At 73.3% G+C, this 17,790-nt stretch carries 19 protein-coding genes and 1 tRNA gene; 2 read left to right on the top strand and 18 right to left on the bottom strand.

Annotation, left to right across the window (positions count from 1 at the left end; genetic code table 11):
* Positions 1–29 precede the first annotated feature (29 nt).
* The gene (locus tag ASC54_RS04735; RefSeq protein ID WP_055856949.1) at positions 30–320 is read left to right on the top strand and encodes a WXG100 family type VII secretion target; all 291 of its coding nucleotides are present in this window, start codon (positions 30–32) and stop codon (positions 318–320) included.
* 170 nt (positions 321–490) lie between these two features.
* Here ASC54_RS04735 and groL read toward each other — a convergent pair whose 3' ends face one another.
* The 6 genes from groL to ASC54_RS04705 form a co-directional block, all read right to left on the bottom strand.
* The gene (gene groL / locus ASC54_RS04730; protein WP_055856952.1) at positions 491–2,119 is read right to left on the bottom strand and encodes a chaperonin GroEL; all 1,629 of its coding nucleotides are present in this window, start codon (positions 2,117–2,119) and stop codon (positions 491–493) included.
* A 144-nt stretch (positions 2,120–2,263) separates the two neighbouring features.
* Positions 2,264–3,322: a DUF3048 domain-containing protein gene (locus ASC54_RS04725; protein WP_055896990.1), complete on the bottom strand. Its 1,059-nt coding sequence runs from the start codon at positions 3,320–3,322 to the stop codon at positions 2,264–2,266.
* Between the two features lie 122 nt (positions 3,323–3,444).
* Positions 3,445–3,993 carry a LytR C-terminal domain-containing protein gene (locus ASC54_RS04720; RefSeq protein WP_055896989.1) on the bottom strand — a complete coding sequence of 183 codons (549 nt, stop codon included), beginning with the start codon at positions 3,991–3,993 and terminating at the stop codon, positions 3,445–3,447.
* 64 nt (positions 3,994–4,057) lie between these two features.
* On the bottom strand, positions 4,058–4,324 hold the full coding sequence (locus ASC54_RS04715; protein WP_055856963.1) for a DUF3263 domain-containing protein: 267 nt from the start codon (positions 4,322–4,324) through the stop codon (positions 4,058–4,060).
* A 55-nt stretch (positions 4,325–4,379) separates the two neighbouring features.
* A complete protein-coding gene (locus ASC54_RS04710; RefSeq protein WP_162242491.1) occupies positions 4,380–5,354 on the bottom strand; it encodes a DUF2332 family protein in 975 nt (324 codons plus the stop codon).
* A gap of 27 nt (positions 5,355–5,381) precedes the next feature.
* A complete protein-coding gene (locus ASC54_RS04705; RefSeq protein WP_055896982.1) occupies positions 5,382–5,705 on the bottom strand; it encodes a hypothetical protein in 324 nt (107 codons plus the stop codon).
* Between the two features lie 97 nt (positions 5,706–5,802).
* On the opposite strand from ASC54_RS04705, the gene msrB reads away from it, so the two are divergent.
* Positions 5,803–6,228 (top strand): peptide-methionine (R)-S-oxide reductase MsrB, encoded by a 426-nt coding sequence (gene msrB / locus ASC54_RS04700; protein WP_055896980.1) that lies wholly within the window; start codon positions 5,803–5,805, stop codon positions 6,226–6,228.
* A 27-nt stretch (positions 6,229–6,255) separates the two neighbouring features.
* Here the strand turns inward: msrB and ASC54_RS04695 are convergent, their stop codons facing one another.
* The 12 genes from ASC54_RS04695 to ASC54_RS04640 form a co-directional block, all read right to left on the bottom strand.
* Complete coding sequence (locus tag ASC54_RS04695; RefSeq protein WP_055896978.1) at positions 6,256–7,233, bottom strand: DMT family transporter; 978 nt, start codon at positions 7,231–7,233, stop codon at positions 6,256–6,258.
* On the bottom strand, positions 7,223–7,894 hold the full coding sequence (locus tag ASC54_RS04690; RefSeq protein ID WP_235451383.1) for a cation transporter: 672 nt from the start codon (positions 7,892–7,894) through the stop codon (positions 7,223–7,225). The genes ASC54_RS04695 and ASC54_RS04690 overlap by 11 nt, the downstream gene beginning before the upstream one ends.
* A 220-nt stretch (positions 7,895–8,114) precedes the next feature.
* Positions 8,115–8,190, bottom strand: a tRNA-Thr gene (locus ASC54_RS04685).
* Between the two features lie 106 nt (positions 8,191–8,296).
* Complete coding sequence (locus tag ASC54_RS04680) at positions 8,297–9,838, bottom strand: alpha/beta hydrolase (RefSeq protein WP_055896975.1); 1,542 nt, start codon at positions 9,836–9,838, stop codon at positions 8,297–8,299.
* Positions 9,835–10,989 (bottom strand): DNA polymerase III subunit delta', encoded by a 1,155-nt coding sequence (locus tag ASC54_RS04675; protein ID WP_055896973.1) that lies wholly within the window; start codon positions 10,987–10,989, stop codon positions 9,835–9,837. Before ASC54_RS04675 ends, ASC54_RS04680 begins: the two co-directional genes overlap by 4 nt.
* Positions 10,986–11,618 carry a dTMP kinase gene (gene tmk / locus ASC54_RS04670; RefSeq protein ID WP_055896971.1) on the bottom strand — a complete coding sequence of 211 codons (633 nt, stop codon included), beginning with the start codon at positions 11,616–11,618 and terminating at the stop codon, positions 10,986–10,988. Before tmk ends, ASC54_RS04675 begins: the two co-directional genes overlap by 4 nt.
* Before the next feature lie 5 nt (positions 11,619–11,623).
* A complete protein-coding gene (gene topA, locus ASC54_RS04665; RefSeq protein ID WP_055896969.1) occupies positions 11,624–14,395 on the bottom strand; it encodes a type I DNA topoisomerase in 2,772 nt (923 codons plus the stop codon).
* Positions 14,396–14,521: 126 nt separating this feature from the next.
* Positions 14,522–14,842: an Rv3654c family TadE-like protein gene (locus ASC54_RS04660; protein WP_055859146.1), complete on the bottom strand. Its 321-nt coding sequence runs from the start codon at positions 14,840–14,842 to the stop codon at positions 14,522–14,524.
* The gene (locus ASC54_RS04655) at positions 14,842–15,180 is read right to left on the bottom strand and encodes a TadE family type IV pilus minor pilin (protein WP_055856991.1); all 339 of its coding nucleotides are present in this window, start codon (positions 15,178–15,180) and stop codon (positions 14,842–14,844) included. Before ASC54_RS04655 ends, ASC54_RS04660 begins: the two co-directional genes overlap by 1 nt.
* Positions 15,177–15,332 (bottom strand): DUF4244 domain-containing protein, encoded by a 156-nt coding sequence (locus tag ASC54_RS13145; RefSeq protein WP_235451424.1) that lies wholly within the window; start codon positions 15,330–15,332, stop codon positions 15,177–15,179. Before ASC54_RS13145 ends, ASC54_RS04655 begins: the two co-directional genes overlap by 4 nt.
* Before the next feature lie 278 nt (positions 15,333–15,610).
* Positions 15,611–16,531: a type II secretion system F family protein gene (locus tag ASC54_RS04645; protein WP_055896965.1), complete on the bottom strand. Its 921-nt coding sequence runs from the start codon at positions 16,529–16,531 to the stop codon at positions 15,611–15,613.
* Complete coding sequence (locus ASC54_RS04640) at positions 16,528–17,589, bottom strand: CpaF family protein (protein WP_082514849.1); 1,062 nt, start codon at positions 17,587–17,589, stop codon at positions 16,528–16,530. The genes ASC54_RS04645 and ASC54_RS04640 overlap by 4 nt, the downstream gene beginning before the upstream one ends.
* Positions 17,590–17,790 lie beyond the last annotated feature (201 nt).

Raw genomic sequence — 17,790 nt, 5'->3', positions numbered from 1 at the left:
GCCCGCCGCACCGAGCTCAGGAGGCACTCATGACCCGGTACCAGGTCGACAGCGACGCGATCATCAGCGCGACGGGTGCGGCCCGCGCCTCGATCGGGCGCCTGCAGGCGGAGGTGGCCTCGCTCAGCGGCCAGCTCGGCGCGCTGCAGGGCTCGTGGCAGGGTTCGGCCGCGACGGCGTTCCAGTCGCTCGTCGGTGAGTGGACGGCCACGCAGCAGCGCATCGAGCAGACGCTCGCGGCCCTCACCGAGGCGCTCGGCAGCGCCGGCCAGCACTACGCCGAGATCGAGCAGGCGAACGCGCGGCTCTTCGCGCGCTGATCGTTCCGGCATCGACCGGCTCGTGGCCGTCGCGCGACCCGACGCGCGACGCTCTCGAGCCGCTCCGGCACGAGAGGTCGGCTCCCCCCACCGGCTCCCGCGCCCGGACACGCGGAACGGGGCGGCTCCCCGAAGGGAACCGCCCCGTTGTCGTGTCGTACGAGCGAGACCTAGAAGTCCATGCCGCCCGACGGGTCGCCCATGGGGGCGGGGTTCTTCTCGGGCTTATCGGCGACGACGGCCTCCGTGGTGAGGAAGAGACCGGCGATCGACGCAGCGTTGAGCAGGGCGGAGCGCGTGACCTTCACCGGGTCGGCGATGCCGGCGCCGAGCATGTCGACGTACTCGCCGGTCGCGGCGTTGAGGCCGTGGCCCACCGCGAGGTGGCGCACCTTGTCGACGACGACGCCCGGCTCCATGCCGGCGTTGAGGGCGATCTGCTTGAGCGGGGCGTCGATCGCGACCTTCACGATGTTCGCACCCGTCGCCTCGTCGCCGACGAGGCCCGTGAGGGCGTCGGACTCGAAGGCGAGCTTGCCGGCCTGGATGAGCGCGACGCCACCACCGGCGACGATGCCCTCCTCGACGGCGGCCTTCGCGTTGCGGACGGCGTCCTCGATGCGGTGCTTGCGCTCCTTGAGCTCGACCTCGGTCGCGGCACCCGCCTTGATGACGGCGACGCCGCCGGCGAGCTTGGCGAGGCGCTCCTGGAGCTTCTCGCGGTCGTAGTCCGAGTCGGTGTTCTCGATCTCGGCACGGATCTGCTTCACGCGACCGGCGATCGCGTCGGCCTCGCCGGCGCCCTCGACGATCGTGGTCTCGTCCTTGGTGATGACGACCTTGCGGGCGCGGCCGAGCAGGTCGAGGGTCGCGTTCTCGAGCTTGAGACCGACCTCCTCGCTGATGACCTGGCCGCCGGTGAGGATCGCGATGTCCTGGAGCATGGCCTTGCGGCGGTCGCCGAAGCCGGGGGCCTTGACGGCGACCGACTTGAAGATGCCGCGGATCTTGTTGACGACGAGCGTCGCGAGGGCCTCGCCCTCGACGTCCTCGGCGATGATGAGCAGCTGCTTGCCGCTCTGGATCACCTTGTCGACGACGGGGAGGAGGTCCTTGATCGCCGAGATCTTGCCGTTGACGATGAGGATGTACGGGTCCTCGAAGACAGCCTCCTGGCGCTCCGGGTCGGTGACGAAGTACGCCGACAGGTAGCCCTTGTCGAAGCGCATGCCCTCGGTGAGCTCGAGCTCGGTGCCGAAGGTGTTCGACTCCTCGACGGTGACGACGCCCTCCTTGCCGACCTTGTCGATCGCCTCGGCGATGAGCGCGCCGATCTCGGGGTCGGCGGCGGAGATGCTCGCGGTCGCGGCGATCTCCTCCTTGGTCTCGACCTCCTTGGCGTTCTTGAGCAGCTGCTCCGAGACGGCCGCGACGGCCTTCTCGATGCCGCGCTTGAGGCTGATGGGGTCGGCGCCGGCCGCGACGTTGCGCAGGCCCTCGCGGACGAGCGCCTGGGCGAGGACGACCGACGTGGTCGTGCCGTCACCGGCGACGTCGTCGGTCTTCTTGGCGACCTCCTTGACCAGCTCGGCGCCGATCTTCTCGTACGGGTCGTCGAGCTCGATCTCCTTGGCGATCGAGACGCCGTCGTTGGTGATCGTGGGGGCGCCCCACTTCTTCTCCAGCACGACGTTGCGACCACGGGGGCCGAGCGTGACCTTGACGGCGTCGGCCAGGATGTTGAGGCCGCGCTCGAGGCCGCGACGGGCCTCCTCGTTGAAAGCGATGATCTTAGCCATGTGTGTCTTTCGTCCCTCCCGGACGCAGTACGTACGGTAGCTTCTGGCACTCGCAGAACCGGAGTGCTAACAGCGATTCTGGCACTCTCGTAGGCCGAGTGCAAGCCGAGGGCCCACCGAGGAAGCGGCGGCGAGCGAGCCTCGTCAGCCGATGGCGACCGAGCCCGCGTTCGGCACGAGCTCGACCCAGGTGTTGCCAGGGGCGAGGCGCACCGCGAGCCCGTTCGCGTCGACCAGGCGAACGGGGGAGCTCCGATCCGCCTTGCTCCAGGTCGCCTTCAGGGCCTTGCCCGCCTGCAGCACCCAGGCCTCGCCGCTGCCGATCATCTGGGTGGTCGGGATGTCCTGGATCACGTCGACCGGGACGCGCACGATCACGAGGTTGACCGCCGACAGCCGCGCGCCCCCGGCCGCGACGTCCGGCGCGCCGCCGGTCATGGTGCGCAGCCACGTCGCGGACCCGGCATCCCACGCCCACGAGGGCGTCGCGAGCGAGCCGAAGACGAGCGCGGCGCTGGAGGCAGGAGCGCCCTCGCGCGCGGCGGTCGCGGACGCCGCTTCGGCGGCGTAGCCGAAGTGCTGCTGGGGCGGCGCGAGCTCGGAGTGCTGGGCGATGAGCTGCGGGGCGCGGACGATCACGTTGTGCGGCGCGGGGGCGCCGCCGCCCCGGTACATCACCGCGTCCGTGTCGGCCTGCCCGTGGATGGCGTTGTACACGTCGGTGGCGCGCATCATGTCGACGAATCGCTGCTGGCCGCCCGAGTAGGCGACGATGCCGCGCAGCGGCGAGATGATGTCGGGGTCCATGGGGCGGATCGACCGGATCGGGCCGATCTCGGCGGGGATGTCGGAGTGCCAGACCGCGACGTAGCGCGTGAGGCCGCCCTCCACGAGCTCCTCGAACACGATGTCGGCGCGGTCGATCCCGATCTGCGGTCGGGCGCGCGGGTGGTTGTCGATCTTGGCCGCGAGCGACGGCGCGGCGAGACCGCCGACCGCGATGCGCTCGCCCGTGAGCGGGGCGAGATCGAAGTCCTCCGGAGCGACGTAGGTCGAGGTGAAGGCCGGCTCGGGCGTCGCCTCGGGGGCCGCGCTCGTCGAGACGGGGTCGGGCTCCGCCGCGCCGGTGCACCCGACGAGCAGCGCCGCCGCGGCGCCGAGCGCGATCACAGCGGTCGAGCGGCGGCGGGCGGGGCGATCCATGCGGTCACGATAACCCGGGCGCGCGGACGGGCGGCGCAGGGGGATCGGGCGCGCCGCGCTCCGTTCGGGGGCGCGCCCCCGAACGGAGCGATGGGGGCCCCCTCGAGCACCCCAGGGGCGGCTCAACCGGCGGCGTCGGCCCCGACGACGATCGTGATCGGGGCCCCGGGGAAGGCGTCGGAGAGCTCGATCGTCCCGAGCCCGAGCAGCTCGACCATGCCCAGCGCGATCCCCTCGTCCGCGGGGTCCGAGTAGTACACGGTGGTCGTCTCGATGTCGTCGGCCGCGGCGTTCGTCACGGCCCCCACCGGCCAGCCGGCCGCGATGAGCGCATCGGCGCTCGACTGCCCGAGCCCGTCGACGCCCGCGCCGTTGAGCACCGTGATCGTGAAGCCTTCCGGCAGCTGGACGGTCGAGGGGTCGGTGACGGGTGCGACCTCCGGCTCGGGCTCGGCCGAGGGCTCGGAGACGGGCGGCGGTGCGCCGAGATCGAGACCGCTGTCGATGGCCTGGAGGGCCAGCAGGCCCAGCCCTACGAGAATCCCCGTGGCCAGCGCGATGACGCCCGCCGCGACCCATCCGCGCGAGGGCGGGACGGGGGCGCGGTGCGCCCCGACGCGGCCGAGCTCGGCGGGCACGTCGTCGAAGCGATCGCTCGGGTACTCGGCCATGCTGTCGGCTGCCTCCGGGGCGGGTGGGCGAGGGGTCGGTCGGAGCGGGGAGGTTCGGCGGCGCTCAGGCGGCCCCGGTGCCGGGGCGCCGCGTGCGGCGCAGCTCGGCGCGGGTGGCGCGCACCTCGCGCAGGCGGCCGACGAGCACGGGGTCGTACCGCACGGCCGCCTCCTCGTCGAGGAGAGCGTTCAGGACCTGATAGTACCGGGCGGGGCTCCAGCCGAACTCCTGGCGGATCCTGACCTCCTTGCGGCCCGACGCGGCCCCCCACCAGCGCCGCTCGAACTCGAGCACGCTCGCGATGCGGTCGGCGTCGGGCACGGTGGTCACGCTCGCATGGTAGGCCCGCGGCGGCCCGTCGTCGCTCGTGACGCGCGCTCCCGACTCAGTCGCGAGCGGCCCACCTGTCGATGCGCTCGCCGTGCGGGCTGACGACGGCGAGCGGATGCCCGTCGCGACTGAGCAGGAAGTCGCCGTCGGCGCCCGGCAGGCTCTCGTCGGCGCGCTCGCCCACCCCGGCGAGCACGCGCCGGCCGTCGAGCGAGATCCAGTTCCCGGGAAGACCCGCGACCGTGCGCGCGAAGCGGTCGCGCTCGGCGGGCGCGAGGTACACGAGCACGGCCGGGCTCCACACCACGAGCGTCGCGTCGGCGGGCGCGTGGGCGGCGAGCGCGGCGACCCCGTCGACCGCGTCGGCGGCGACGAGATGCGGCGGATGCTCGCGCGCGATGCCGATCGCCGCGTCGAGCTGCGCCGCTCGCGCCCGCTCCTCGGGCCACACGAGGGTGCGCAGCCAGCGCTCGTCGTCGGCGCGATCGAGGCGGAGGGGGCTGCGGTCGAGACCGGCGCGCCAGACGATGTCGGGCATCCGTCCCGGGAGCGGCACGCCCGCGCCGAGCTCGCACCGCAGCTCGAGGCTCGACGGACCGTCGAGCGGGTCGATGCGGCGCTCACCGGACGGCCCGGCGAAGACGTGGCTGTAGCGATCGGCGAGGAGGCCGAGCCCCGCGGAGGCTCCGACCTCGAGGAGCGCGATGGGCCCGGAGATGCCCTGCAGCGCCGCGATGAGCGGGCCCGTGCGCCGCGGATCGTTGGTCTGCGTCGCGCGGGCGCGGGCGACGGCGGCGACGGCGTCCCACTCCCCCTCGAGCCACGTGCGCACGTCGCCGCGCGGGCTCAGGCCGGTGAAACGTGCCGCCGTGAGCACGAGCACGGGCTGCCGATCGGCGACGGGCAGCGTGTCGATGAGGGCGAGAAGCTCGTCGTCGCCCGCGATCGCCTCCGACCACGCTGCGTAGATCGGCGAGCGCGGAGCGGCCTCGCGGGCGAAGCGGCGGTACCTCTCGGCGGTCGAGATCACGCTCGAATCCTGGCAGATGCGGCGCGATCAGGCGGTCGGCGCGCGCCGCATCCCGATGTGCGGGATGCCCGCCTCGAAGTGCTCGTCCTGTAGGGTGCGAAGCCGCCCGCGGCGGTCGGCGCGGGTGACGACGCGGCCGATCAGGCGCCGGGCATCCGCGTCACCGGGACGGGGCTCGTCGTTCTCGAGCACGCGCAGAGAGCTCGCCACCCCGGCGTCGTCGCGGATCCAGACGTGCAGCGTGGACTCATCGCGGTCGCGCGCGTCGAGCTCCTCCTCGTCGATGCGCTGCTCGAGGGAGAAGACGCTCGTGCGCAGAGCGACGATCTCGAACGCGTCATCGGGCGTCATCTGGCTCCAGGAACGCTGGATCGGGGAAGAGTCCGCCGCGGCGTCGAGTTTAATGAGAGGTGACGTACCGCCCTGCGGGGCGAGGAGGAGAGACACGATGACCGAGCAGCAGACCGGCACGTACGCCGTCCAGAAGACCGAGGAGCAGTGGCGCGAGGAGCTCGGCGAGGAGCGCTACCAGGTGCTGCGGCAGGCCGGTACCGAGCGCGCCTGGACGGGAGAGCTGCTCGACGAGAGCCGCTCCGGCATCTACACGTGCGGCGCCTGCCACGCCGAACTGTTCGTCGCGGGCACCAAGTTCGACTCCGGCTGCGGCTGGCCGAGCTTCTACGAGTCGGTGCGTCCCGAGGCGGTCGAGCTGCTCGAGGACACATCGCTCGGCATGGTGCGCACCGAGGTCCGCTGCGCCAACTGCGGCTCGCACCTGGGCCACGTCTTCCCCGACGGCTTCGGCACGCCCACGGGCGACCGCTACTGCATGAACTCGCTCGCGCTCGACTTCCAGGCGAACGACGAGGCGTAGGAGCGCCCAGGAGTCGCGGACCCGCCCCTACCGCTCGACGGTCGCCGGCGCGGCCCGACCGCGGCGTCGGCGGGCGGGGATGGCGGCCACGAGCACGCCGACGAGGGTGAGGGCCGCGCCGATCGCCGTCGAGGCGGTCGTCGGGACGCCGATCGGGGCGACGAGATCGAGCACGAGGGCGCCGATGAGCTGGCCCATGACGAGGCAGAGCCCGAGCACGAGCACGCCGATCCGCGCGACCGTGATCGTCTGGATCGCGATGAAGCCCGCCCCGATCGCCCCGCCGAGGTAGAGCACGGGGTCGGTCGGCAACGACGCGGGCAGCCCCGAGATCAGCAGGTGGACACCCGTCACGACCGCGAGCGCCGCGGTGCCGACGATGAAGTTGATGGTCGTCGCGGCGATCGGCGAGTCCGTCGCGACGCGGACGCGCCCGTTGACCGCGGCCTGGGCGCCGACACCGAGGCCCGCGAGGAGCGGCAGCACGAGAGCGGCGACGGGGACCTGGCCGCCGATCTCGGGCGCGACGGCGACGACGACCGCGGCCAGCGTGAGAACCGTGCCGATGAGCCGCTGCGGCGTCACGGGGGCGCGGCGACCCCCCGCGAAGCCGGTGGCGTCGATCCAGAGACCCATCGCCGTCTGACCGGTCACCGTCGCGACCGTGAAGATCGCGACCCCGAGGATGCCCGCGACAAGGCTCTGGCCGAGCACCAGGAATGCTCCGCCGAGCCCGCCCAGGAGCATCCACCCCCGCAGCTCGCCCGACGCGACGAGCGGACGGATCGCGCGGAAGGCGGCGCGAGCGCGCGGTGAGGCCGCCGAGGCGACGAGCAGGATCACGAGGCCGGTGGAGAAGGAGATGATCGCGGCGGTGAACCCGTCGCCGATCACCTGGCCGAGCTCGCCGTTGACGCGGTGCTGCGCGGCGACGCCGAGTCCGGCGATCACCGTGGCGACGCTGGCGACCGCGACGAGGAGGGCGTGGCGGGGCTCAGTCGACATCGGGGTCCTCCCCCGCGAGAGCGCGGGCCGCGAGCGACTCCTCGCCGGCCAGCCGCCACACCTCGAGAGCGGCCCGGCCGTTGAGGGCGATGATGAGCGCCCCGAGCACGATGTCGGGCCAGCCCGTGCCGACCGCGAGCGTGATGAGCGCCATGAGGATGATCGCGAGGTTGACCACGACGTCGTTGCGCGCGGCGAGCCACGCGGCGCGGCCCATCGCGCCCGAGGAGGCGCGGATGCGGGCGAGCAGGAGGGCCGCGATCAGGTTCACGACCGCCGCGCCGGCCGCGGTGAGGATGAGGGGCACGACGCCCGGAGCCTCCGGCTCGCCGACCTTCAGCACGAGCTGGACGACGACGGCGACCGCGGGGATGAGGATGATGACCGCGAGCGCGCGGCCGACCGCCGCTCGCGCCGCGAGCGTCCAGCCCAGGGCCAGCGCGATGAGGAGGTTGACCGCGGTGTCCTCCAGGAAGTCCACGCTGTCGGCGAGGAGCGAGACCGACCGGATGGCCACGGCGATTCCCCCCTCGACGAAGAAGTACGCGAGGTTGAGGACCGCGACGGTCAGCACGGTCCGGCGGAGGGCCGAGACCGGGGTGCTCGGCGGGTCGGACGACGCCCTCGACCCGATGCCGGCGTCGTCCTCACCCTGATCCACTGTCCCATCGTCGCGCATCGGGCGGCCGCTCGCGGACGCGGCTCCCGTCCACCCCCCTTCGGGGGGCTGCGGGTTCCGACCGCGAGGCGGCGAGCCCGGCGGCGGCGAGGCGGAGTACGACGCGTTCCACCCGAACGCGACCGGCCACGCGCAGGGCTGCACCGTCGCACTGCGAGCGATCGCGGTTCCGATCGCGAGCGGGCCGGAGCTGGATGGGAGGTGGGGCCGCCTGTGGGAATCGAACCCACGACCTATTCATTACGAGTGAATCGCTCTGCCGACTGAGCTAAGGCGGCGTGCACGGCTCTCACCGGGACACGGCTATGGAGTCTAGCCCATCCGGAGGGCGCCGTTCGCACCGGGCGGCGCCGTGGCGGCGGGGCGAGCGGCAGCTCGGTGCGCTCAGCCCGCGCAGACGGGATCGCGCGCGGGCACCGCCCCAGTCACGAAGTAGTCGTCCACGAGCTCGTTGATGCACGGGTCGCCCTCGTCGTAGGCGATGTGGCCCTCGCCGTCGTAGGTCAGCAGCACGCCGCTGTCGAGCTGGGAGGCGAGCGCCTCGGCCCAGACGTAGGGGGTCGCGGGGTCGCCCGTGGTGCCGACGACGAGGATCGGCGGGGCGCCCTCGGCGCTCACCGGACCGAGCTGCCCCTCGAAGGCGAACGGCCACCTCTGGCACACCACGTCGCCCAGGATGCTCGGGTCTGAGGTCACGGGAGCCGCCTCGGCGATCGCGGCGTTCTGCTCCACGATCGTCTCCGGGTCGCGCTCGACGGGGTAGTCGAGGCAGTTGATCGCGATGAAGGCCTCGAGCGAGTTGTCGACGTACTCGCCGTTCTCGCGCCCGTAGTAGAAGTCGGCGAGGAGGAAGCCCGTCTCGACGACGCCCGTGCGCAGCTCGGTGAACATCTGGCTCAGGAACTCCCACGAGGCCTCGTCGTAGAGGGCCGTGGCGACCGCGATGTCGAGCACCGAGTCGGTGAACAGGCGCCCGTCGGCGGCCGGGATGGGATCGGCCTCGAGCTGCTGGTACAGCTGCTCGACGATCGCGAGAGCGGCGGTCGTGTCGGTCGGGAACGGGCAGCTCGCCGCGGCGGAGCACTCGGTCAGGTAGGTCGTGAGCGCGGCCTCGAAGCCGATCGACTGGGCCAGGACGACCTCGAACTGGGTCGTCGTCGGGTCGGTGGCGCCGTCGAGCACCAGCCGGCCGACGCGATCGGGGAAGCGGTCGGCGTAGCGGGCGCCGATCTCCGTGCCGTACGAGTAGCCGAAGTAGTTGAGCGCCTCGTCGCCGACCACCGCGCGCAGCATGTCGAGGTCGCGCACCGTGGAGTCGGTGTCGACGTGCTCGAGCAGCGGGCCGGTGTTCTCGGCGCACGCGTCGACGAAGCGCTGCGCGCTCCGCTCGACCTCGGCGACCCACTCGGGGGTCTCGGGCTCGGCCTCCGGCACGCCGTAGATGAACTCGTCCATGTCGGCCGGGTCGGTGAAGCAGGTCACGGCCGAGGAGCGTCCCACGCCGCGAGGGTCCCACCCGATGACGTCGAAGTTCGCGCGCAGGCGCTCGCTCACCGCGAAGTCGACGCTGTCGCGCACGAAGTCGAAGCCCGAGGCGCCGGGGCCGCCGGGGTTGACGAAGAGCGACCCCTGAGCCTCGTCGGTCGCGCGGTAGCGCACGAGCGCGAGCTCGATGTCGTCGCCGGCGCCCGGGTCGTCCCAGTCGAGAGGGGCGATCGCCGTCGCGCACTGCGCCCCGCCCCCGCAGCGCTCCCAGACGAGCGCCTGACGGTAGTAGGGCTCGAGCGCGGCCTCGACCTCCTCGCCGGTGGGCGTCGAGGTGTCCTGGCCGGTGAGGCCGCTCAGCCAGGTCGGCACGCAGCCGGAGAGCGCGAGAACCGCGACCAGAGGGAGGGCGACGGCGGATAGGCGGGTTCGGGTCCTCACGCGGGCGAGCCTAACGCGGGCACCCGCCCGCTGGCCGTGATCAGCATGGCCTCGAGGGCGAGCACCGGCGGGGTGTTGCCCTCGACCCGACGGCGGGCCTGCCCGATGGCGTCGAGCGCGGCGAGCGACTGCTCGGGCGAGCTCGAGCGCGCGGCCTCCTCCAGCCGGGCTCGCTGCGACTCGTTGACGAGCTCGACGCCGGCCTCCAGCTGCAGCAGCAGCAGGTCGCGGTAGAGCGAGAGCAGGTCGACGAGGACCCGGTCGATGCCGTCGCGCACCGAGCGGGTCGCCCGGCGCTTCTGGTCCTCCTCGAGCGCCTTGAGCGCCCCGCGCATGGCGGGAGGGATGGCGCCGCCGGGGTCGAGACCGAGCGAGCGGAGGGCGGCATCGCGCTCGAGGGCCTCGCGCTCGGCGGTGAAAGCCTTAGCGTCGTCGGTGGCGAGGGAGACGAGCTGCTCCGCCGCGAGCACCGCGCGGGAGACGCTCGACACCCCGAGCGCGAGCTCGAGGGTGCGGGCCCGCCGCTCGCGGGCCTCGGCGTCCGTCGCGAGGCGGAGGGCCATCCCGATGTGGCTCTGCGCCTCGCGGGCGGCGCGCTCGGCGAGCGCGGCGTCGACGCCGTCGCGGCGCTCGAGCAGGTCAGCGACCTCGCGCACGCTCGGCACGCGCAGGCGGACCGCGCGCACGCGGGAGCGGATGGTCGGGATGAGGTCGGCGGCGCTCGGCGCGCAGAGGATCCACACCGTGCGCGGCGGGGGCTCCTCCAGCGCCTTGAGCAGCACGTTCGAGGTGCGCTCGCTCATCCGATCGGCGTCCTCGACGATGATCACGCGGTAAGGGGCGACGCTCGGCGAATACTGGCTCTGCGAGACGAGCTGGCGCACCTCCTCGATGGAGATGATGACCCGCTCGGTCGCGAGCACGGCGAGGTCGGGGTGCGTGCGCGCCGCGACCTGGGCGGCGGTCCTCGCCGCGGCCGAGGGCTCGGGCGTCAGGAGCTCGGCCGCGAAGGCGAACGCGAGGTTCGACCGACCGGAGCCGGGCGGCCCTGTGATGAGCCACGCGTGCGTCATCGACGCAGGGTCGCTCGCCGCCGAGCGCAGCAGCGCGATGGCCGCCTCCTGCCCGGTGAGGTCGTCCCAGCCCGTCATGCGGTCAGGGTATCGAGCACATCGGACACCCGGGCACGGATGCGCTCCTGCAGCGCCTCGACCGCCTCGGTCGCGTCGAGCACGAGGAAGCGATCGGGCTCGTCTCGCGCGAGGGCGAGATACGCGTCGCGGACGCGCTCGTGGAAGACGGCGGCCTCGGCCTCGAGCCGGTCGTACCGGGTGCGGCTCGCGTCGAGCCGCTCGCGCCCGCGCGCGGGGTCGAGGTCGAGGAGCACCGTGAGGTGCGGCAGCAGCCCCTCCGTCGCCCAGAGCGACAGGTCGCGGACCTCGGTCGTCGAGAGCACGCGACCGGCGCCCTGATAGGCGACCGAGGAGTCGAGGTAGCGATCCTGGATGACGACCTCGCCGCGCTCGAGCGCGGGCCGCACGACGGTCGCGATATTGTGCGCGCGGTCGGCGGCGTACAGCAGCGCCTCGGCCCGCGGCGCCATGTACCCGCGCCGGTGAAGGATGATCTCGCGCAGCTCGAGCCCGAGCTCGGTGCCCCCGGGCTCGCGCGCGTGGACGACAGTCTCGCCCCGCCCGGTCAGCCATTCGGTCAGAAGGGCGGACTGCGTGGACTTGCCCGAGCCGTCGCCGCCCTCGAACGTCAGGAAGAGGCCGGTCATGCCGGCTACTTCTTCTTGGCGGCGGTCGTGCGCTTGGCGGCGGGCTTCTTCGCGGAGGCGCGCTTGACGGGCTTCTTGGCCGGCCCCTTGGCTCGCTTGTCGGCGAGCAGCTGCACCGCTCGGTCGAAGTCGACCGCCTCGACGTCCTCGCCGCGCGGGATGGTCGCGTTCGTCTCGCCGTCGGTGACGTACGGGCCGAAGCGGCCGTCCTTCACCTTGATCTGCTTGCCGCTCACGGGGTCGGCGTCGAACTCCTTGAGCGCGCTCGATGCGCGACGGGCCCCGTACTTGGGCTCGGCGAACTTGGCGAGGGCGCCGTCGAGGTCGATCTCGAAGATCTGATCCTCGCTGTCGAGCGACCGGGTGTCGGTGCCCTTCTTCAGGTACGGGCCGTAGCGGCCGTTCTGCGCGGTGATGGGCTCGCTCGACTCCGGGTCGATCCCGACCTCGCGCGGGAGGGCGAGGAGCTTCATCGCGGTCTCGAAGTCGACCGTCGCCGGGTCCATGTCCTTGAAGAGGGATGCCGTGCGCGGCTTCTCCGCAGCGGCCTTCTTCTTCGCGGGGGCGCGCTTCTTGGGCGGCTCGACGACCTCGCCCGTGGCGGGGTCGACGACCGGCTCGGCGGCCGCGGGCTCGGCGGGCACCTCGGGCTCGGGGTCGACCTCGGTCACGTAGGGGCCGAAGCGGCCGTCCTTCGCCACGACCTGCTTGCCGTTCTCGGGGTTGATGCCGAGCACGCGGTCGCCGACGACGGGGGCGTCGATGAGCTCCTGGGCCTTGGCGGGGGTGAGCTCGTCGGGGGCGAGGTCCTCCGGGAGGTTCACGCGCCGGGGCGTCTCGGATCCCTCCTCGGCGACCTCGAGATAGGGGCCGTACTTGCCGATGCGCAGGGTGATCGCATCGGTGATCGGCATCGAGTTGAGGGTCTTCGCGTCGATGTCGCCGAGGTTGTCGATGACGGGGCGGAGGCCCGGCTGGTGGGCGTCGCCGAAGTAGAAGCCCTTCAGCCAGTCGGTGCGGTCGGCCTCGCCGTTGGCGATGCGGTCGAGGTCGGCCTCCATCTCGGCGGTGAAGTCGTACTCGACGAGGTCGGCGAAGTTCTCCTCCAGAAGGCGGACGACCGAGAAGGCGATCCAGTTCGGCACCAGGGCGGTGCCGCGCGGCGTGACGTACCCGCGGTCGACGATCGTCGAGATGATCGCGGCGTAGGTCGACGGGCGGCCGATGCCGCGCTCCTCGAGCGCCTTGACGAGGCTCGCCTCGGTGTAGCGCGGGGGCGGGCTGGTCTCGTGGCCCTTGGCCTCGACGTCCTGCACCGTCAGGTTCTGGCCCTCGACGAGCGGCGGCAGCTTGGCCTCGGCGGTGTCGGAGCTCTTCTCCGCGTCGCGCTCCTCATCGCGGCCCTCCTCGTACGCGGCGAGGAAGCCGCGGAAGGTGATGACGGTGCCGCTCGCCGCGAACTCGGCGAGGGCGCCGGCCTGCGCCGGAGCGGAGAGCGGGCCCGCCTGGATCGCGACCGACGCGGTCTGGCCGCGGGCATCCGCCATCTGGCTCGCGATGGTGCGCTTCCAGATCAGGTCGTAGAGCTTCCAGTCGTTGCCGCGGAGCATGCCCTCGAGCGCGCTGGGCGTGCGGAAGGTGTCGCCCGCGGGGCGGATGGCCTCGTGAGCCTCCTGCGCGTTCTTCGACTTGCTGGCGTAGACGCGGGGCTTGTCGGGGATGCTGTCGGCGCCGTAGAGCGACGACGCCTGCGAGCGGGCGGCGGCGATGGCCTGCTGCGACAGCGACGAGGAGTCGGTGCGCATGTAGGTGATATAGCCGTTCTCGTAGAGCGACTGCGCGACCGACATCGTCTGGCGCGCGGTGAAGCGCAGCTTGCGCGCGGCCTCCTGCTGCAGCGTCGAGGTCGTGAACGGCGCGGCTGGACGCCGCGTGTAGGGCTTCGACTCGACCTTCGTCACCGTGACCGCGACGTCGGGCGCGCGGAGGGCCTCGGCGAGCGCCGTCGCCGTCGCCTCGTCGAGCGCGACCGTGCCGGAGCCCTTGAGCGCACCGCGGTCGTCGAAGTCGCGGCCGCTCGCGACCTTATCGCCCGCGAGGCGCGTGAGACGCGCGGTGAAGGCCGTCTCGGCCCCGACGGGGCAGAGGGTGGTGTCGAGGTCCCAGTACTGAGCGGCGACGAACGCGAGGCGCTCGCGCTCGCGGTCGACGACGAGTCGCGTCGCGGCCGACTGGACGCGGCCCGCGCTGAGCCCGGGGCCGACCTTGCGCCACAGGACGGGGCTGACCTCGTAGCCGTAGAGACGGTCGAGGATGCGCCGGGTCTCCTGGGCGTCGACGAGCGCCGTGTCGAGCTCGCGGGTGGACTCGGTCGCGCGCGCGATCGCCTCGGGGGTGATCTCGTGGAACACCATGCGCTTGACCGGCACGGAGGGCTTGAGCACCTGGAGCAGGTGCCACGCGATGGCCTCGCCCTCGCGGTCCTCATCCGTGGCGAGGAAGAGCTCGTCGGCGCTCTTGAGCGCCTTCTTGAGGTCGGCGATGACGCGCTTCTTCTCGTCGGAGACGACGTAGTAGGGCTCGAAGCCGTTGTCGACGTCGATCGAGAACTTGCCAAGCGGGCCCTTCTTGAGCTCGGCCGGGAGGTTCTTCGGCTCGATGAGGTCGCGCACGTGGCCGACCGAGGCCTGCACCTCGTAGCCCTCGCCCAGGTACTTGCCGATCGTCTTCGCCTTCGCGGGCGACTCGACGATGACCAGCTTCTTCGTGCTCGGCACGGTACTCCTCGATCTCGGGGGCGTCCGGGGGGATGTCTCCGCACCCCGGCGGTCGCTGCGGCTCGCATGCCGCGGTCAGGCACACCATACACAGGTTGTCGAGGCCGTCGCCCCACGGGCGGCCGCTCACGATCGCGGCGGCCCGGCGCGCGCGGACCTCTGGACGGGGATCCCCGCGGTCGTTCCGGAGACCGAGACGACGATCTCGAGCCCCTCGACCCGGCACCCGGACAGGCCTGCTCCGTTGGCCTCGGCGACGCGCTCGGCGACGGCGCACGGCGGCCCGGGCACCCACCCGAGGAGCGCGTCCCCTCCCCCGAGGGCCGCGGCGTCGGCGACGCCCGCGAGCCGTTGCGACTCGGCCAGGGCGGTGCTCGCGAGCGTCATGCCCCCGCCGCCCAGCGCCACGACCGCGAGGAGGCCGACCACGAGCGGCGCGCCCGCCATCAGCGGCCCCCGGCGAGCGCGCACGATCGGGCGTCGAGCGCGATCGGGACGCCGAGGATGCGCGGGCGCACGACGACCGTCGCGCAGACGAGATCGCCCGAGAGCTCGGTCCTGAGCCGTCCGCCCGGGAGCGCGCCGACGACCTGGCCCGCGGCCGCCGCCGCGGACTCGCCCCTCGCGACGGATCGCGCCGCGTCCGCCGCCGCATCCTGCGCGCGCATCAGGGTCGTCGCGGCGGTGAGCCCGTGGATCGAGGCGACGAGGACGAGGACGACGGCGGGGAGGGCGATCGCGACCTCGGCGGTCACCGCTCCGCGATCCCGGCGCGTCCGGGTCATCCGCCGAAGGTCAGGGCGGTGCGCACCATGTCGGTGAGGATGCCCCGCACCTCGTCGCTGCGCATGATGACGACCAAGAGGCTCGCGAATCCGACGGCGGCCATCGTCGCGATGGCGTACTCGGCGGTCGCCGCGCCGCGATCATCGGCGATCGAGAGCGCGCGCGGCGCGCGGTCATCGGAGCGGAGCGCGGCCGCGAGCGACGCGCGCTGCCGCGCGGGCGAGCGGAGCCCCGACGCGCGGTGCGGCGGGATCGCGCCGCCCGCGGTCGTGAGCTGCATAAGAGAGGAGTGGCTGCGGGACATGGTGGTCGCGCCTTTCGGGTCGGTGCGATCACCGTGAGAGGTGATCGCGGTCGGGGGCACGAACCGGAACCAGTGTGCGGCGAGCGCCGCTCGCTCGGCGGCCCCGAGCGGCAGAACGGCGAAGCTCATGACCCCGCCCCCGCTGTGGAGGAGAGGAGTCCGACGAGCATCGGCACCACGCCCAGGCAGAGGAAGGAGGGAAGGACGCAGACGCCGAGCGGGAGCATGAGCCTCACGGCCAGCTCCTCCGCCGATCGTCGTGCCCGAGCGCGCTCGGCGGCGCGGGCCTCCGCGGCTTCGGCGCGGGCGAGCGCTCCGAGCGGCGCGCCGGACCGGCGGGAGAGCTCGACGAGCCGACCGAGCGCGTCGGCCTCCTGCGCGCGGTCGCCTCGCGGCGGGAGGAGCTGCGCCTCGACGAGCGCCCGCAGCACGGTCTCGCGGGCGGCCTCGGGCGAGCCGCCTCCGGCGGCCGCGACGGCGAGGAGGTCGAGGGGCAGGCCGATGGTCGGCGGAGGCGGCGAGGCCGCGCGGAGCATCCGTCTCATCCAGACCCGTGCGAGCACCCCGAGAGCGAGACCCGTCGCGATGCTCGCGACACCGATCGGATGCGCGAGGCTCGCCGCGAGGTCGGCGCCGGCCAGCAGGGCGAGACCGACGGCGACGAGGGGCAGGGCGAGGACGATGCGGGCGGTCGCCCGCGGGCCGGCGAGCGCCACCTCGATGTCGCGCTGGGCGGCCGTGCGATCGCGCACGGCCTGGGCGAACGCGGTGAGCGCCGGAGCCAGCGGCGCGCCGCTGATGGACGCGACCGACCAGGCCGCCGCGAGCGCCCGCCACCTCGCTCCGTGCTCGCGCGCGACCGCGGCGAGAGACTCCGACAGCGGCGCGCCCGCGTCGACGCCGTGCACGATCGCGTCGAGTGCCCGGTCCGGCGGGTGGGCCGCACCGGCGACGTGCCTCCACGCCGACGCGGGCGCGATGCCGGCGCCGACGAGGACCGCCAGTCGGTGGACATGGCTCGCGAGGGCGTCCGACTCCTCCGTCATGCTCTGACCCCGGCTGGATCGGAGAGCTGCCGACGAGAGAGCGGCTCGGGCGGGAGCGGCTCGATCGCGAGGCGCTCCCGCCCGTCCAGCCGGAACCGGCCGAGCTCCGCGGTCCGCGCGCCTCCGAGCGCGCGCGCGAGGTGCACGACCAGGTCGATGCCGCTGAGCGCCTGGCGCGCGAGGGCGAGCGGGTCGAGGCCCGCGATCATGCCCACCGCCTCGAGACGGCTCGGCACGTCGGCGAGAGAGTTGGCGTGGAGGGTCCCCGCCCCTCCGCGATGCCCGGTGTTGAGCGCGGCGAGGAACTCGCGCACCTCCGCACCCCGGCACTCCCCCACCACGAGCCGATCGGGGCGCATCCGGAGCGCCTCGCGCACGAGCCGGGCGAGATCGACCTCGCCGGCACCCTCGAGGTTCGCCTGCCGGCACTCGAGACCGACGACGTGGGGGTGCCGGATGCGCGCCTCCGCGACGTCCTCGATGACGACGATCCGCTCGGTCGGGGCGGCCTCGGAGAGCCAGGCCGCAAGCAGCGTCGTCTTCCCGCTTCCGGTCGCGCCCGTGACGAGCACCGTGCGGCGATCGGAGAGCGCACCGCGCAGGGCGTCGACGACCGCGGGGGCGAGCCCCGAGTCCGCCAGGGTCACCGGACGCGATCGCGGCAGCCGGATCGACAGCGCCGGCCCCGCCCATGCGATCGGCGGGAGTGCGGCGTGCACGCGCATGCCGTCGCCGATGCGCACGTCGGCGCAGGGCGTCGCCTCGTCGATGTGCCGTCCGCCGTGCTCGATGAGGCGGACGGCGAGCTCCCTGGCCGCCGTGGCATCGAGGCGGATGCCCGGCACGCGGTGCACGCCCGCCCCGGCATCGCGCCACACCGCCCCGTCGCCCGTGACGAAGACGTCGGTCGTCGCGTCGTCCTCGACGGCGCGGGCCAGGGGGCCGAGGATCGCGCGCAGGTCCGCGTCGAGCTCACGGGGGATCGGGACAGGTCCGGAAGGGCCCTCCCCCTCTGTCGGGCGACGAGGATCTCGGGGGACGAACGGCGCGCGGTGCATCGCCCGATCCTCGCCGGACGCGCGACCGCGGAGGCCGGCTCCGACCCGCACGAGGGGAGAAAGAACGAACGGCTCCTCGTGGGGAGGAGCCGTTCGTCGAGCTGTGTCGTGCGGAGTTTGGGGGGCGGCGCCCAACTTTGGGGGGAAATGGGCGCCGCCTCAGCAGCACGCGATTGGGGGGAATCGTAGCCGTGCTGCTCA

Origin of the sequence: Yonghaparkia sp. Root332 (assembly GCF_001425665.1) — a bacterium.
Classification (GTDB): domain Bacteria; phylum Actinomycetota; class Actinomycetes; order Actinomycetales; family Microbacteriaceae; genus Microcella.
This window is presented reverse-complemented; position numbering and strand designations above follow the sequence as displayed.